Annotated in this window: 14 protein-coding genes; 11 read left to right on the top strand and 3 right to left on the bottom strand. The window is 71.1% G+C overall.

Annotation, left to right across the window (positions count from 1 at the left end):
* The first annotated feature begins 30 nt into the window (after positions 1–30).
* The 7 genes from FMP39_RS03080 (at position 31) to FMP39_RS03050 (ending at position 9,483) form a co-directional block, all read left to right on the top strand.
* Entirely contained in the window at positions 31–1,152 is a 1,122-nt protein-coding gene (locus FMP39_RS03080; RefSeq protein WP_141588527.1) for a hypothetical protein, read from the top strand.
* Between the two features lie 122 nt (positions 1,153–1,274).
* Positions 1,275–4,190: a GAF domain-containing protein gene (locus FMP39_RS03075; protein WP_228557608.1), complete on the top strand. Its 2,916-nt coding sequence runs from the start codon at positions 1,275–1,277 to the stop codon at positions 4,188–4,190.
* 41 nt (positions 4,191–4,231) lie between these two features.
* Positions 4,232–5,245, top strand: coding sequence for an OmpA family protein (locus FMP39_RS03070; protein ID WP_228557607.1), 1,014 nt, complete (start codon positions 4,232–4,234; stop codon positions 5,243–5,245).
* A 47-nt stretch (positions 5,246–5,292) separates the two neighbouring features.
* Positions 5,293–6,753: an adenylate/guanylate cyclase domain-containing protein gene (locus tag FMP39_RS03065; RefSeq protein ID WP_141588524.1), complete on the top strand. Its 1,461-nt coding sequence runs from the start codon at positions 5,293–5,295 to the stop codon at positions 6,751–6,753.
* Positions 6,754–6,806: 53 nt separating this feature from the next.
* Positions 6,807–7,229, top strand: a complete 423-nt coding sequence (locus FMP39_RS03060; protein WP_141588523.1) for a type II secretion system protein GspG — start codon at positions 6,807–6,809, stop codon at positions 7,227–7,229.
* A 168-nt stretch (positions 7,230–7,397) separates the two neighbouring features.
* Positions 7,398–8,759: a universal stress protein gene (locus FMP39_RS03055; protein WP_141588522.1), complete on the top strand. Its 1,362-nt coding sequence runs from the start codon at positions 7,398–7,400 to the stop codon at positions 8,757–8,759.
* A 136-nt stretch (positions 8,760–8,895) separates the two neighbouring features.
* Positions 8,896–9,483 carry a Fis family transcriptional regulator gene (locus tag FMP39_RS03050; RefSeq protein ID WP_141588521.1) on the top strand — a complete coding sequence of 196 codons (588 nt, stop codon included), beginning with the start codon at positions 8,896–8,898 and terminating at the stop codon, positions 9,481–9,483.
* A gap of 9 nt (positions 9,484–9,492) precedes the next feature.
* Here the strand turns inward: FMP39_RS03050 and FMP39_RS03045 are convergent, their stop codons facing one another.
* Entirely contained in the window at positions 9,493–9,903 is a 411-nt protein-coding gene (locus FMP39_RS03045) for a hypothetical protein (RefSeq protein ID WP_228557606.1), read from the bottom strand.
* Positions 9,904–10,092: 189 nt separating this feature from the next.
* Between FMP39_RS03045 and FMP39_RS03040 the strand changes: the two genes are divergently transcribed.
* Both FMP39_RS03040 and FMP39_RS03035 read left to right on the top strand, forming a co-directional pair.
* Positions 10,093–10,560: a hypothetical protein gene (locus tag FMP39_RS03040; protein ID WP_194858216.1), complete on the top strand. Its 468-nt coding sequence runs from the start codon at positions 10,093–10,095 to the stop codon at positions 10,558–10,560.
* Positions 10,561–10,709: 149 nt separating this feature from the next.
* Positions 10,710–11,141: a hypothetical protein gene (locus FMP39_RS03035; protein WP_141588518.1), complete on the top strand. Its 432-nt coding sequence runs from the start codon at positions 10,710–10,712 to the stop codon at positions 11,139–11,141.
* Positions 11,142–11,252: 111 nt separating this feature from the next.
* Here the strand turns inward: FMP39_RS03035 and FMP39_RS03030 are convergent, their stop codons facing one another.
* Positions 11,253–11,915 carry an SCO family protein gene (locus FMP39_RS03030; RefSeq protein WP_228557605.1) on the bottom strand — a complete coding sequence of 221 codons (663 nt, stop codon included), beginning with the start codon at positions 11,913–11,915 and terminating at the stop codon, positions 11,253–11,255.
* A 242-nt stretch (positions 11,916–12,157) separates the two neighbouring features.
* Here FMP39_RS03030 and FMP39_RS03025 point away from each other — a divergent pair, with 242 nt between their 5' ends.
* On the top strand, positions 12,158–13,252 hold the full coding sequence (locus FMP39_RS03025) for a LysM peptidoglycan-binding domain-containing protein (protein WP_141588517.1): 1,095 nt from the start codon (positions 12,158–12,160) through the stop codon (positions 13,250–13,252).
* A gap of 196 nt (positions 13,253–13,448) precedes the next feature.
* On the top strand, positions 13,449–14,912 hold the full coding sequence (locus FMP39_RS03020; RefSeq protein ID WP_228557604.1) for a hypothetical protein: 1,464 nt from the start codon (positions 13,449–13,451) through the stop codon (positions 14,910–14,912).
* 30 nt (positions 14,913–14,942) lie between these two features.
* On the opposite strand, the gene FMP39_RS03015 is transcribed toward FMP39_RS03020, so the two are convergent.
* A complete protein-coding gene (locus FMP39_RS03015) occupies positions 14,943–15,716 on the bottom strand; it encodes a hypothetical protein (protein WP_141588516.1) in 774 nt (257 codons plus the stop codon).
* Positions 15,717–15,848: the final 132 nt, after the last annotated feature.

Genomic DNA, 15,848 nt, shown 5'->3' with positions numbered 1-15,848 from the left:
GTCATGGGCGCGGGTTAGGCTTCACGCACCATGGACGCTGCCGAACCGCTGCTCTTCGACAAGGCGTACGTCCTCTGTTACCGCACCTTCGACATCGCGGAGGAGCTGGACCTGGAGCGCGCGCGCCGGGTGCTCACGGAGGACTCGCGCCGGCTCAAGCTGTCACGGGAGAACAGTCAGTACATCCAACTGCCCAACCCGCCGCTGGCCTATGAGCTGGGCCGCCGGCCCCTGGCACTGCGGGACGGTCCCGTCACGGTGGATGTCACCGCGCGCCTGTTCGACCATGGCGCCGTGTCCATCATCCTCCAGGTGCCTGTCGTTCCGGGCACCTCGTTGAAAGCGCTCACGCGCATGGCGGATGAGCTCTATGACAGCCAGGCGCTGGAGGACCTGGCGTTGGAGTTGGTGGAAGGGGTGCGCCGCACCATCGCCCCCGCCGCGCAGGCGCCGCACCTGTGGGAGCAGAACGAGAGCTACACCGTCATCTTCGCCGAGCACATCCGGGGCAATCCCACCGCGGATGAGCTGATGACGCGCGCGGACCTGGCCCGGCTGCTCCTGGGCGAAAGCGGCACGGTGCCGCTGTCTCCGCGTGAGAGCGAATCCGTGCTCCAGTCGCGCTTCAGCTACACCATCCAGGACCTGGTCGTCATCGACTGGAACAGCGCCTTCGTCTACGAGCCGTCCGGCTCGCGAGACATCCCCGACCTGCTGGAAATCGCCAACGCGCAGTTGTTGGAGTTCCGCTACTACGACGAGCGGTTGGACGCGCACATCACCCGCATCCACGAGAAGGTGCAGGCCGCGCGGCATGGGTGGGCCACGTTGTTCCGCAGCCCCTACCGCAGCCTGGCCCGGCAGACGCTCTCCACGCTGGTGGACCTCAACGAGTTCATCGAGCGCGTGGAGAACAGTCTCAAAATCATCGGCGACTTCTACCTGGCCAAGGTCTACGAGAGCGCCGTGCGCCGCATGCGCATCCCGCCGTGGCAGGCCGCCGTCACCCGCAAGCAGCAGTTGCTGGCCCAGACGTATGGCCTGCTCAAGGGCGACGTGGACATCGACCGCTCCCACACGTTGGAGGCCGTCATCGTCCTGCTCATCGTGCTGGAAATCTTCTTCGCCTTCTTCCGCGTCTTCGAGCACTGAGGCACCCGAGGGGAATCCCGTACTTCAGGGCAACGCGCTGTGCGGTTTCCACGCTTCGTCTGGCATGGGAGAATGAGGCTTCGAGGCAGGGAGCCATGCGTCCGTGCCGGGGGGAGTGGGGCATGAATGTGCCCGGAAAAAACGTGGGAGCCGCGGTGGACCGCATGTCGCGGGCCCTGGAGCGGCTGTCCGCAGCACCGCCGGTGGTGGCGGTGCTGGAGGAATTGCTTTGCCAGGCGTCCGCCACGCTGGGGGCTTCAGGTGCCTTCCTGTGCTGGTGGGGCGGGACGGGCGACTTGAGCACGCTCACCACGCACGGCGTGGACGCGGAGGCGGCCGCCATCTGGGCTCAGCAACTGCTGGCCCAGGCGCCCGCGCCAGGTGAGCCGCGCCTGCCCCGGGTGGCGGAGGACGTGTCGCGAGACGCGCTGCTGGCCTCCGAACCGGACGCCCTGCTCCGCCTGGGGGCCACGGCCTTGCTGTCCCAGCCGCTCTTCTTCGCCTCCGGCCTGGGCGCCGCCGGTGTGCTGGGCGTGCTCTTCCGCGAGGCGTGGCGGCCACGGGAGGAGGACCTGCGGCGCTTCGGCCTCTCGGTGAAGCTGGCGGCGCTGGCGCTGGAGCGCGAGCGCATGGCGGAGACGCTGCGCCAGTCCGTGCTGTCCGCGCGAGCGGAGGTGGAGGAGTCGGAGGTGCTGCGGCTGCGCCGCTTCCAGGCGGTGACGGAGGCCTTGGGCGGCGCGCTGTCCTCGGACGAGGTGGCGCGCGTGGTGCTGGAGCAGGGGCTTCCCGCGGTGGGCGCGGGCGTGGGCCTGGTGCACCTGATGGAGCCGGACGGGACGCTGGCGTTGAAGGCCGCGCTGGGGGTGTCCAACGCGCAACGGGAGGCGCTCCGGGTGCCGCCCTGGCGAAGCGGTGGTGTGCCGGGGCACGGCGCGGGGGCGCCCGTGCGGCTGGAGACGCCCGCCGCGGCGCGAGACGGGGTGGCCGTGCTGGGGGCGCCGGTGTGGCTGGAGACGCCCTCCGCGGTGCGGGACGTGGTCCCCTCGCTGGGGGCACTGCGCGCGCTGGTGCTGCTGCCCTTGCAGGTGGAAGGGCATGTCTTTGGCACGTTGTGCCTCGGCTTCCCGGAGGCGCGGCGCTTCTCGGTGCTGGAGCGGGCGTCCATCACCGGCCTGGGGCACGCGTGTGGTCAGGCGCTGGAGCGCGCGCGGCTGTACGCGCGGGAGCGCACCGCGCGGCTTCAGGCGGAGGCGGCGGGACAGCGCCTGCGGCTCCTGGCGGACGCGAGCGCGCTCGTGTCGGCGTCGCTGGATTGGGAGGAGACGGTGGCGGGCGTGGCGCGGCTGGCGCTGGGGCACTTCGCGGATGGCTGCGCGGTGGATTCGTACGAGGACGGCGTGGTGCGGCGGCTGGCCGTGCTCTATGAGAATCCGCAATCGGCGCCGCGCGGGTTGGAGCTCCTGCGCTTCGCTCCGCAGGAAGGCAGCCCCACGTTGCTGGCGGAGGTGCTCGCCTCGGGGCGTCCGTGGATGATGGCGCGCCCCACCGCGGAGCCCGGGGACACCCGTACGGCGGCGGCGCGGCTGTACGCGGCCGCGCGCGAGCTGGGCGTGGGCTCGCTCATCCTGACGCCGCTGGTGGCGCGGCAGCGCACGCTGGGGGTGCTCACCTTCATGCGGAGCGAGACCTCCGCGCCCTTCGACATCCCGGACCTGTCCCTGGCCGAGGAGCTGGCGGGGCGCGCGGCGCTGGCCATCGACAACGCGGACCTGTTCCGCAAGGCGCGCGCGGCGGAGGAGGAGAGCCGGCGCGGGGCGGCGCGGCTCCACGTCCTGGTGCAGGTCAGCCACCTCATCGCGGAGGCGGGGTTGGACCTGTCCATGGTGCTGGAGGTGCTGGTGCGCAAGGTGTCGGAGGCGCTCGGAGACGCGTGCGTGCTCCAACTGCTCTCCGAGGACACGACGCGCTTGGAGCTGGTGACGGTGCACCATCCCAACGCGGAGGCCCGCGCGGTGCTGGACGCGTCCATGCGGCGCTGCCCGGGGCGCGTGGGAGAAGGGCTGTCGGGCCGGGTGGCGGCGACGGGGAAGCCGCTCTTCGTCCCGCGCCTTCAGGCCGAGGACCTGCGGGATGAGCGCGTGCCGGAGGGCATGCCCTTCCTCCAGCACTACGGGCCCCACAGCGTCATCGTCGTCCCGCTGGGCGTGCGCGGCCGGGTGCTGGGCACGCTGGGGGTGATGCGCGAGGCGCAGGGCCGCGAGTATTCGGTGGAGGAGCGCGCGCTGCTGGAGAGCCTGGCGGCGCGCGCGGCGTTGGCCATTGAAGACGCGCGGCGATACGGCGCGGCCACGCAGGCGGTGAAGGCGCGGGACGAGCTGCTGTCGGTGGCGGGACACGAGCTGAAGTCGCCGCTCAACGCGCTCCAGCTCCAGATTCACCTGTTGGCGCGCATGGCCCGCGAGGCGATGGCCGTGGACGGGCTGGCGGAGCGCGCGGAGCGGGCGGCGAAGGCGGGCCAGCGGCTGGGGCTGCTCATCGATGACCTGCTGGATGTCTCGCGCCTCAGCTCGGGGCGGCTGGGGCTGAAGCGTGAAGAGGTGGACCTGGCGGCGCTGACGCGCGAGCTGGTGGGCCGCATGTCCGAGGAGCTGGCGCTGGCGGGCAACGAGGTGCGGCTGCTGCTGGACAGGCCGGTGTCGGGGCACTGGGACCGGCTGCGGCTGGAGCAGGTGCTGGTGAACCTGCTCACCAACGCGGCGAAGTACGGCGCGGGCCGGCCGGTGACGGTGGAGGTGGAGGCGGTGGGCCCGGTGGCGCGGCTGTCCGTGCGCGACGAGGGCATCGGCGTGTCGCTGGAGGAGCAGGAGCGCATCTTCGAGCAGTTCGAGCGCTCCGCGTCGGTGCAGCACTTCAAGGGACTGGGCCTGGGCTTGTGGATTACCAAGCGCATCGTCGAGGCCCACGGCGGCAGCATCCGCCTGGCGAGCGAGCCGGGCAAGGGCTCCACCTTCACCGTGGAGCTGCCCTTGCCGGCTTGAGCGCCTGGACAGCTCGCACTCGCTGCGCTCTGGTGACGCGGATGATGAAGACGCGCGCACTCCACCGATTGGCCTTGCTCGCCGCCGCCGTGCTGGCCGTGGCCGCTCCGGGCTGCCGGCACGCGCCTCCGCTCGACCCGGGCTTGGATGCGGATGGGGACGGCGTCCTCAATGGGGCGGATGCCTGCCCCACCGTGCGCGGGCCCGCGCGGCTCCAGGGCTGCCCCGCGAAGGACACGGACGGCGACGGCGTGGAGGACGCGCTGGACAAGTGCCCGCGTCACGCCGGGCCCGCGTCGCGGGACGGCTGCCCCATCCGCGACTCGGACGAGGACGGCGTGGAGGACGCGAAGGACGCCTGCCCGCGGGTGTTCGGCCTGCTGGAGCGGCAGGGCTGCCCTGTCGACGACCCGGACCGCGACGGCGTGGAGGGCGCGGCGGACAAGTGCCCGGACGAGCCCGGGCCCGCCTCGCGCGAGGGGTGCCCCATCCGCGACGCGGATGGGGATGGCGTGCCGGATGAAGAGGACGCCTGTCCCGACGAGGAGGGACTGCCCTCGCTGCGCGGCTGCCCGGAGCGGGACGTGGATGGTGACGGCGTGGCGGACCACCGGGACAATTGCCCGCGTGAGCGGGGCGCGGTGGACAACCAGGGGTGCCCGGCGCCGCGCAAGCAGCGCGTCGTCATCCGCCCGGACCGGCTGGAGCTGTTGGAGCGCATCTCCTTCGCGCCCGGCACCGCCGCCCTCCAGCCGCGCGTCCAGCCGGTGCTCGACAACGTGGCCGAAGTCCTGCTGGTGCACCCGCGGCTGGGTGTCATCGCCATCGAGGGCCACACGGACAACCGCGGGGACCCGGACGTGCAGCGGGAGGTGACGCTGGCGCGCGCGGAGGCGGTGCGGAACTACCTGGTGGAGCGGGGTGTCCCACTGGAGCGGCTGGAGGCGTGGGGATTCGGCCCGGACAAGCCCGTCGAGTCGAATGAGACTGCCCAGGGACGCGAGGCCAACCGCCGTCTGGACCTCCGCGTGGTGGCGCCGCGCGGACGGCCGTAAGTCCCGGACTCCCCGTGGGTGGGGGGTGTGAGGTACACTCACCCACCATGAGTGCTTCCAGCCCCCTGTTTGGTGATTTGCTGCTCAAGCTGGGGATTGTCTCGCCCGGCCAGGTGCAGGAGGCGCTCGCCCTCCAGGCCCTCACCGGGCAGCGCGTGGGGGAAGCCCTCATCTCCCTGGGCTACGTCACGCGAGAGCAGATTCAGGACGCGCTGGGAGAGGCGCTCGGGCTGCACCAGGACAAGAGCCCCCTTCAGCCCGCGCTGGGGGAGCTGCTGGTGGGGCTCAAGTACGTGACGCTGGCGCAGCTCGACGAGGCGCTCGCGCGCCAGCGCCGCGACGGCCGCAAGCTGGGCGAAATCCTGGTGGAGCTGGGCCACTGCACCTACAAGCAAATCTACGAGGCGCTGGGGCTGCAGAACCGCATCGCCGGGCGGCAGGACCTGCCGCGCCCCTCCTCTGACGGCCGTCGCCGCGTGGTGGTGGTGGACGACAGCCCGCTGGCCTGCGCCTTCGTGCAGGAGGGCCTGGTGGCGCTGGGCTACGAAGTCCTCTGCTTCCAGGACCCGTTCGAGGCCCTGGAGAGCATGGGCCGCCTCCAGCCCGTCATCGTCCTCAGCGATTTGGAGATGCCCGGCCTGGACGGCGTGGAGCTGTGCCGCCGCCTGAAGGAAGGCCCCAGCCACGCGGTGCCCGCCATCATCCTCACCGCCAACGACGGGGAGGCCGAGCGCGTGCGCGGCCTGCGCGCTGGCGCGGATGACTACGTCAACAAGTCCGCGTCCATGGACGAGCTGGCCGCGCGCATCGAAAGCGTGGTGCGCCGCACCGGTGAAACGGAGCGCATGCGCAAGCTGTTCGCGCGCTACACGTCCGACGCGGTGGTGGAGGAAATCCTCAAGAGCGCGGACGCGGTGGTGCTCACCGGCGAGAAGCGCGAGGTGACGTTGCTGTTCGCGGACATCCGCAACTTCACCGGCCTGGCGGAGAGCCTGCCTCCAGAGCAGGTGGTGGGGGTGCTCAACCAGGTGCTCGGGCGGATGTCGGACGCGGTGCTCACCTGCGGCGGCACGCTGGACAAGTTCCTGGGCGACGGGCTGATGGCCGTCTTCGGCGCGCCGGTGGCCCGTCCGGATGACGCGCTGCGTGCGCTCCAGTCCGCGAAGATGATGATGGATGCGCTGACGGACCTGCGCATCGAGGCGGAGGCGGAGTGGGCGGCGGGCGGGCGCGAGGGCCAGCCGCTGGTGCTGGAGCTGGGCATCGGCATCAACTCGGGCGTGGTGGTGGCGGGCAACATCGGCAGCACGGTGCGCGCCGAGTACACCTGCATCGGTGACGCGGTGAACGTGGCCGCGCGGCTGTGCGCGCTGGCGGGCCCGGGGGAAATCCTGGTGGGGGAGCGCACCCGCGAGTTGGTGGACGCCAACGAGACGGCCTTCGAGGACCTGCCCCCCGTGCGGCTGAAGGGCAAGCAGCAGCCCGTTCCACTGTTCCGCGCCCTGTAACAGGTGAAGTCCACGCGCGCCTCGCGACCGGAAAGCGGCTATAGGAAGAGGTCATGAACGCCTCGTCTGACGAGCCCCCTCCGTCCCGCCGCTCCCCCGTGTTGTTCGTGGGGCTCGTCTTCGGACTCGGGTTGGTGGTCGCCGTCCTGGTGGGCGCGCTGAGCGGCTCCAAGGCCGTGCACGCCGACCGCATCCACCAGGACCTCGCCCTGCTGGAGGAGGCCCTGGGCCGCTACCGCGCGGACAAGGGCACCCTGCCGGAAGACGCGGACGTGGAGGAGCTGCTGGTGCCCGCGTACCTGCCCTCCGTGCCGTTGGACCCGTGGGGCCGGCCGTACCGCTACACGAGCAACGGCGACGAGGTGTTCCTGTCCACGTTCGGCAAGAGCGGAGACCGGGGTGGTTCGGGCGAGGAGCAGGACCACACCAACCATGACGGGCATGCCGCGCCCAAGGTTGCGCCTGAGCGTACGTGACGTGCGGGCGGGCAGGCGCTGGGGCGTGCCCAGGCCCCGCGAGCCCGCGGGTGCGGTGCGCGCCGGGCCCTGGAGCGAGCCAGCGTAGGGCGGGTGCCCGCTTCCTGGCGTCGCCATGGCCATTGTTTCCTTCACGGGGAAGGGTCTTCCCGAACCTGGAGGGCAGCCATGGCCATCGTGTGCGTCACCAACCTGTCCCCTGAGTCCCTCGCGGCTGCCCACGTGGCGGCGGCCGTGGCGGGGCGGCTGCAAGAGCCGCTGCTGCTCCTGGGCGTCGCGGAGGGCGACGCATTCCTCGACGATGGCACTGGCGCGCTGGCCCTCACCCAGCAGCGGTTGGAGGCGGAGGCCGCGCGGCTCGAAACGCTCGCGAGGGCGGTGCGCTACCGGCTGCAGGCGGGCACCTCCGCGGATGAAGTGCTCAGTGACGAGGAGTGCCGGCACGCGCGGTGGATTGTGGTGGCAGCGACTGGCTGGCGCACCCCGGCGTGGCGGCGGGCCACGGTGCCCGAACGCCTGTCCCGCTACGGCTGCGCGCCGGTGCTGGCCGTGCGCAGCGACACCGCGCTGACCGACTGGGCGCGGGGCCGCAGGCGGCTGTTGGTGTTGGTGGGCGTGGACCCCGGCTCCTCCACCACGGGCGCCGCGGTGTCCTTCCTGCGCGAGCTGCGCCGCGTGGGGCCGTGTGACGTGCTCGCCACCTACGTGTGCTCGCCCATGGACGAGCGGGAACGGCTGGGCATCCACAGCCCCGTGCACGTGGAGCTGCTGGAGCCGGCGCTGCAGGGCATGGAGGCGCTGGACCCCATCGTGGAGCGCGTGCTGCAACGCGAGGTGCGCGAGCAGGTGGGGGACCTGGTGGGCGAGGGCCGCGTGGAGGTGGTGCTGGAGCCCGGCTTCGGCCGTCCGGCGGACCACCTGATGCACGTGGCGCACACGCGCGGCGCGGACCTGATGGTGGTGGGCACGCACCAGCGCAGCGGGGTGAAGCGGCTGTGGCATGGCTCGGTGTCCGCGGGGGTGCTGCGGCACGCGGCGCAGTCCGTGGTGTGTGTGCCCCCCATGGTGCAGGCCCGGCGCGCGGACCGCCCACCGCGAAGCGTGCTGGTACCCGTGGACTTCTCCGAGGCCTGCACCAAGGCCATCTCCCATGCGCGCACGCTGGTGGGACCCGGGGGCCGGGTGCACCTGCTGCACGTCCACCGCCGCAAGCTGGAGGACCGCGGCTTCGCGGACCACTACGGCGTGCTGCCCGAGCCCGCCAGGGACAGGGACCAGGTGCTCCAGCGGCTGTGGGAGCTGGTGCCGCGCGACGAAACCGCCCAGACGGTGCGCTGGAGCGTGGAGGGTGTGACGGGCGAGGACGTGACGCTGGCCATCTGCCAGGCCACGGAGCGCGAAGGGGTGGACCTGGTGTGCGTGGGGACGTCCCTGGAGCCCTCGCGCCTGCGGGACGCCCTGGAGGGCGAGGTGGCCCATGAGCTGGTGACGCGTTGCCGCCGGCCCGTCATGGTGGTGCCCTCCGCCTGAGGCAGGTGTTTCAGACGGGGGATACCTGTCATCACATGAATGGATTGTCAGGTGGTGCCGGCTCCGACGTGCCCGGTAGGGCACGTCTGCATTAGAATCTAGAAATCACGCATTTCCAGACGCAGGGGGGCCGCCGGTGACACCGCAGGGTTATCGTGAAGTGGAGCTCGTCTGTAACCGTTCCTCGCTGCTCCTCCATGGCGGTACGGAAGAGGAGCGGCGCTGCTGGGCGCAGGAAGCCGCGCGCAACTTCAACGTGGAGCTGGTGGAGGTGCGGCAGGCGGCCGAGCTGCCGCAAGCGCTCCGGCATCCCAACGGGGTGGTGTTCATCCCGGACGTGGCGAAGCTGGGGCGGGACGCGCAGTTCGTCCTGCTGCAGTGCCTGCGGACGCAGGAGGAGCGGCCGAAGCTGGTGCTGGGCGTCTCCGGCTCGGCGGACGCGGCGCTGGCGCGCGGCACGCTGCGCGAGGACCTGCACTACCGTCTGCACAAGGCCCAGGTGGACCTGCAGAAGGACGGGCTGCGGGACGTGTTGAAGCGCCGCTGGGCGCAGCAGGCCGAACAGCTCGCGCTGAAGGCCGCCGCGGCCCGCGCCGCGGAGGAAGCGGCCCTCGAGGCGGCCATGGCCCGGCGCCCGGGCACGGTGACGCGCATCGCTCCCAAGCAGAAGAAGGTGAGCGGAGGCGCTCGAGCGAAGGCCGTGTCCAGGAACGCCGCCCGCTGAAGCCGCGCCTCAGTGCCGGTGCTTCTGCCCGCGCTTCGCCTTGGTGGCGGGGCGCGGTGTCTTCGCGGTGCCGCGCCTGGCGGCGGCGGCCTGGCCGGGCACGGACTTGCGGCCCACCTGATTGTTGGCGCCCGCCGCGGAGGCCGTCTTGATGGACGGTGACTTGCGGCGCGCCGGGGCCTTCGTGGGCTTGCCACTCTCGATGACGCCGCGGGCCGCCTTGGCCGTGCGCCGCGTCCCCTCCGCCGCCGCCGTCTTCACGCGGCCGCGGGCCGGGGCGCCCCGAATCTTGGACTGGAGGTTGGCCACTCCCCGGGCCGTCACCACCGCGGTGCCCAGGAGGACCCGCGCGCCGCGCGTGCCGGCCTGGACGGCCACCTCCTTCACCCTGTCCACCAGCCCCCGCTTGGAAATCGCCATGGCGCGCCTCGTCTCCGTGACTGTCCTTCGCTGGCGCCAAAGGTAGTCACGGGCACACGGGCGTGAAGCCGTCCCCCTCCCTCTCCCGCACGCGGGCTCCGGCCATTCCAAGGTGGGCGGGAATGTGTGAAGCGGGGAAACTGGGCTAGAGTCCGGCGCACTGTCCCATTTCCTTCTCGGAGCAAGAGCATGTCCCAGGAAAACACCGGAAAGCCGAAGCGCGGCCTGAAGCGACCCATCGAGGTCGTTCGCGCGGAGCTGCTCAAGGATCCGGAGACGAAGAAGATCGCCGAGGCCGTGAGCATGAAGCTCGAGGACTACGTGGAGCTGGTCCTCAAGTACGCCCAGGACAAGGACAAGGAGGCCGAGGTCGCCGTCATCTCCGACGAGGAGCTGCGCCGCAACGGCTTCAACCCCCTCTCCACCGAGGAGGCCGCCAACATCCTCATCAAGGGCATGAAGGGCGAGCTGCCCGGCTCCCCCCCGGACTTCGAGGCCTCCAAGTTCACCCAGGACAAGGTCTCCACCGCCGGCAAGCCGTCCCTCACCTCGCCTCCCGTGGGCGGCGCTGCTCCCACCGGTCCGCAAGATCCTGCCGCCCGCCAGGAGCTGATGGATCAGCTCAAGAAGGGCAGCAGCGGCGGTAACCGTCCGTAATCCCTGAGACCCCGGGCGGGGGCCGGTGGGGAAAATTCGACGAAAAAGGGGAGAGGAAACAATTCCCCACACGCACCGAGAATCCCCTCGAGTTTTCCTTCCGGCACAAATCTCTGCTTCCAAAGCACTAAGAATTCGAGGGTACGACCATGGGCAGCGCTCTCCAGGCAGTCACGAAGACGATTGGCAAGGTTGCTAGCACGGTGAGCAAGATTGCCGGTGGCATCGCGAACATCGGCGGCAAGGCCATGGAGTTCCTCCAGAAGCCCCTGAGCTCGCTGGTGGACCCCATCGCCAAGTTCATCGGTGAGAAGGTCGGCAAGCTGCCCCTGGTCGGCAAGTTCCTGGGCCCCACGGCGGAGAACCTGGTGAAGCAGGGTGCCGCGTCCTTCCTGGGTGAGGGCACGCTGGGCAGCCTGGGCTTCCTGTCCAAGATCGCCCCCAAGGTGCAGGACATCACCAACATCGCGCAGGCGGTCAAGGGCGCGGCGGACAAGGTCGGCGCCTTCGCGGAGAACCCGCTGGGCCTGCAGAACTTCCAGAACATCATCGCGCAGAACCACGCCCGCTTCGTGGAGTGATGATCCGCGCCTCTGGCGCGAACTGGTAGCAAGCCCCAGGGCCGGTCTCCCGCGAAGCTGCGGGGCCGGCCCTTCGGCTTTGCGGGCGACGCGGCCCCCGCGCGGCGGCGCTCAGTGCCCTGTCTGGGCCAGGCGCTGGGTGTCGCGGATGAGGCGCTCGGTGGAGTCGCTGTCCGCGCTGTCGTAGTAGCCGCGAATCTGCCCGGCGTCGTCCACGAGCACGAAGTGCGTCCCGTGGAAGATGGAGAGCAGGTCGTCCTCGGGCGCGCCGGGCTCCCGGCCCATGCTGACCTTGAAGCCCTGGACGATGGTCTCCTTCAGCTGCTCGTAGTCGCCGGTGAGGAAGCTCCAGCGGGAGAAGTCCGCGCCGTGGCGCTCGCCATACTCGGTGAGCCGCTCCGGGGTGTCGTACTTCGGATCCACGGAGAACGACACCAGCTGGAGCCCGGCGCCATGGGACGCGGTGGCGTCCTGCACGCCCACCATCTTCCGTGTGAAGGCCGGGCAGACGGTGGGGCAGCGCGTGAAGATGAAGTTGGCCACGAAGGGCTTGCCCCGGAGCTGCGTGCTCCCGAAGGGCTGGCCGTCATGCCGGGTGAAGGTGAAGTCTGGCAGCGCGCCCAGCTGGGGCAGGGGGCCACTGCTCTGGCCACGGATCAGCATGGCCCCCGTCGTGGCGGTGACGCCAAGCGCGGCCACGGCGACACCAGCCCAGAAGCCCGGGCGCTGCGTGAGACGGGCCCGAGGGGCCGGAAGGACGGAGTCAGCGGACATGGCCCCGGAGGTAACGGAACCCCCGGAGTCACACAAGCGTGGCCGCTGGGGTGCGACATCCTGGCTACTTGGGGGGATGATGTCACGAGTCTGTGACGACCCATCCCGTGTGTCACAATTTCGTGATTTCAGTGATTTTGCATAAGTTTATGCATAAATAACTGATCTTGCGGGGAAACATCCTCTCAGTCGTTACGAAAATGTGGGTACGTCGCCTCTCTGTTTCCAGGAGTCTGCCCCCCGTGACGATCTACTCCGTTCGCCGTGGCGATAGCCTCAGCGCGCTGGCCCAGCGCTTCAACACCTCGGTGTCGTCGCTCGCGAAGAGCAACGGCATCTCCAACCCGGACCTCATCTACGCGGGGCAGAAGCTCCGCATCCCGGACGGCTTCGACGCGCCTCGTGCTTCGGGTGGCGGTTCGTACACCGTGAAGTCGGGCGACACGCTCAGCGGCATCGCGGGCCGGCACGGCACGTCGGTGGGCGCGCTGGCCAAGGCCAACAACATCTCCAACCCCAACCTCATCTACGCGGGCCAGCGGCTCACGATTCCGGGTGGGGGCGGTGCGTCGCCTTCCTCGGGCGGCGGTTCGTACACCGTGAAGTCGGGCGACACGCTCAGCGGCATCGCGGGCCGGTACGGCACGTCGGTGGGCGCGCTGGCCAAGGCCAACAACATCTCCAACCCCAACCTCATCTACGCGGGCCAGCGGCTCACGATTCCGGGTGGGGGCGGCGCGTCTCCCACCCGGCCGGCGCCGAACAAGCCGCCGGTGGGGGGCGTGGGTGGCCCGAAGCCGCCGACCGGTGGATCCGCCGGCGTGACGGTGCAGCAGCTCCGGGCGGTGATGCCCAACCTGTCCCAGGCGAAGGCGGAGCAGTACCTGCCCCACCTGAACCGGGCCATGGCGGAGGCGAACATCACCACGCCCATGCGCAAGGCGGCCTTCCTGGCGCAGCTCGCGCACGAGAGCGGCCAGCTCCGCTACATGGAGGAGATTGCCTCCGGCGCCGCCTACGAGGGCCGCAGGGACCTGGGCAACACCCAGCCGGGCGACGGCGTCCGCTACAAGGGCCGTGGCCCCATCCAGCTGACGGGCCGCGCCAACTACCGCGCCGCGGGCCGGGCGCTGGGCATCGACCTGGAGGGCAACCCCCAGCGCGCCAAGGACCCGGACGTCGCGTTCCGCATCGCCGGCTGGTACTGGTCGTCGCGCAACCTCAACACCTACGCGGACGCGGGCAACTTCCGCGAGGTCACCCGCCGCATCAACGGTGGCTACAACGGCATGGCGGACCGCGAGATGTACTACCGCCGCGCGCAGAACGTCTTCTGAGCCCGCGCTCCCAACGCGCGGTGCGGTGAAGCGGGGACCGTGGCCAGGGAGGCCCCGGTCCCCGTCGCGTTTCGGGCGAGTCCCATTGGGGAGATGCCGCGTCCAGCCGGGGCGACCGCCGAACGCGCGTGGCCCTGGGAGGCGCCCTGGTGTGCCAACTGCATCGGACAGGCCGTTCCCACCCGGAGCGCGTCCCATGCCTCGTATCGATTCGTCCGGCAGTTCCTCGTTGTCCACCATCGACACCCCCACGGAGGCCGGAGCGGCGCCCCCTTCTCCGTCACGCGCCGCGGCGCCCCGCGCGCAGGCATCCCCTCAGCGTAACGAGGTGCGCGCCTTCGACGGATCCACCGCCAGGACACCGGAGCCCTCGTCTCACGGATCCACGCCTGCTGGGGCGGGCCCCGCCCGGTCCGCGGGGGAGATGGCCGTGCTGGGAGGCTGGTCGCGCCCGGAGGGCTCGAAGGAGGCGCCCACGGACGTGCTCGAAGGCATCCGCGCGCGCCTGACGCGGAGCCTGGAGAACTGGACCGTCGGTGCCGATGACGTGCGGGCGGTGCACATCGCGCTGGGAAGCCTCCCGGCGGGCACGTACCGGGTCGCGCTGGAGCGCTTGCAGCAAGAGGGGCTGCTGGGCGCATACGTGAAGGCGCAGGACGCGGGCTCGCGGCTCGCGTTCCTGGAGCAGGCGGAGTCGAAGGGCGTGCTCCATCGGCGCAACGGGGAGTCGGGTCCGGTGGGCCCCCTGGGCTACCCGGCGGTGCCGGACGTCTTCGTCAATGACCGGCGGCTGCCGGGGGCGATGCGTGACGCGGTGAACGCACACGCCATCGACGTGGGCGCGGGCTTCTACCGGGCGCACACCGAATACCTCGGCCGGTATGCCCGCGCGGTGGATGGGGCCCAGAGCCTCCAGGAACTGGGAGCGCTGGGACCGCCACGCGCCGCGCACCTGCCCGAATCCCTCCTGGGCCTCGAGTGGAAGGACCCGTCGCGGCGGGACTACGAGGCGGCCTGGAAGGCGGGCATCGGCCAGCCGAAGACGCTCAACCTGACGCTGCAACACGTCAGCGCCCGGCAGCGGGCGCTCTCTGGGGAGCGCGCCGGGGGCACGGTGCAGCTTCACGGCAAGGTGGGTGTCAGCAACGAGAGCGCCCAGTGGAGCGCGAAGGCGGCGCTCGACACCCGGGGACACGGGGAGCTGAAGGGGGACGTGGGCGTCTCCGCGCGCTCGGGCCCCGTGGGCGTCGAGCTGTCACACGACAGCTCGGGCGAGACGGAGAGGAAGGTCAAGGTGAACCTGGGACTCGTGGAGCTCAGCCTGGCATCGGACGGCGAGCAGCGCGTCGCGGTGGGTGTCGGCTCGCTGTTCCAGGTGCACGCGACACTCAACGCGAAGAAAGCGGAGCTCGGGGGCGGCGTGTCAGCGAAGCTCAAGGCGGATGGGAGCCAGGCCAGCGCCGAGGCGGGCTTCTCCATGAAGGGCCTGACGGCGGAGCGGGCCCAGCAATCCTTCGACCCCGGGCATCGGAACATCTTCCAACCACCCGCCGAGCTGGCATCCCGCACGGCCTGGGACGCGCTGCCTGAGTCCACGCGAGCGGCCTATGCGAAGGAGGGGTGGAATCGGGAGGCGTGGACCCGGGCCTTGCCGCGCTGAGGACACGGACCTGGGCCACGAGCCCAACGCTCAGGAATCTCCCTCGGTGGGCGGCAGGGGGCGAGGCCACACCAGGTAGCAGGCGATGAAGGGGAGGTACCAGGGCGCGGCCACCCACAGCCACGGCGCGTTCGTCGCCATCCGTGTCAGCATGAAGACGCCGCCGAACCAGAACAGGCCCTGGATTCCCAGGCCCAGGCTTCCGAGGTACTGGAGCGGGCGCGTCTTCGTCCAGGTTCCGAGGATGGCCAGCAGCGCGGGCGCGATGACGGGCAGCAGGTAGGGCGTCAGCAACGCACCGATATCGTCGAGCGTGCGGACGTCCGGGAGGGCCATCAGGACGAGCTGCAACACCAGGCAGAGGAGCGTGGCGGTTGTCGCCAGGATGGGCGAGCGGAGGAAGCGGGGCGTGGGGGCCGCCGTCGTCGGCAGCTTCCGCTCGCGCCGGGCCCGCTCCAGGGCGTCGGGGGGGACCTCCAGCGCATACGGGTAGCCCAGCTCCAGCAGGGCCTCCACCGCCGCGGTGCGCACCGTGATGCCGGCGCTCCCCGTCTGGACGCTGGCATCCCCCGGCAGCGTCATCAGGGACAGCAGGTAGTCCGTTCGCTCGCGCAGGGCCTCCGGGTCTTCAGCGGGATGCTGGGCAATCGCCGCGATGAGCGCGTCCACCTCCGAGGGGATGACGCCGGGCGAGCTCAGGGCGTCCCGCAGCGCGGCCAGCGAAGGGGGGGCAGGCAGCGGCGCCAGAGACTCCACATGGGAATCGCTCGTCGGCTCGGCGGGGCGGGTATGCGTGGAGGTCATGGCCGCGGAGACGTGAGTCTACCACCGGGCCCCGCGGCGAGTCCCCCGCGCGGCCGTCCGGAGGGCGAGGGGCCGGGCCCTTCGGAGGGACATGTCCTCGAGGCGTGCGCACCCTTCACCTGGGTGACTCTT

It is taken from the genome of Myxococcus sp. AB056 (genome assembly GCF_006547365.1).
Taxonomy (GTDB): domain Bacteria; phylum Myxococcota; class Myxococcia; order Myxococcales; family Myxococcaceae; genus Myxococcus; species Myxococcus virescens.
This window is presented reverse-complemented; position numbering and strand designations above follow the sequence as displayed.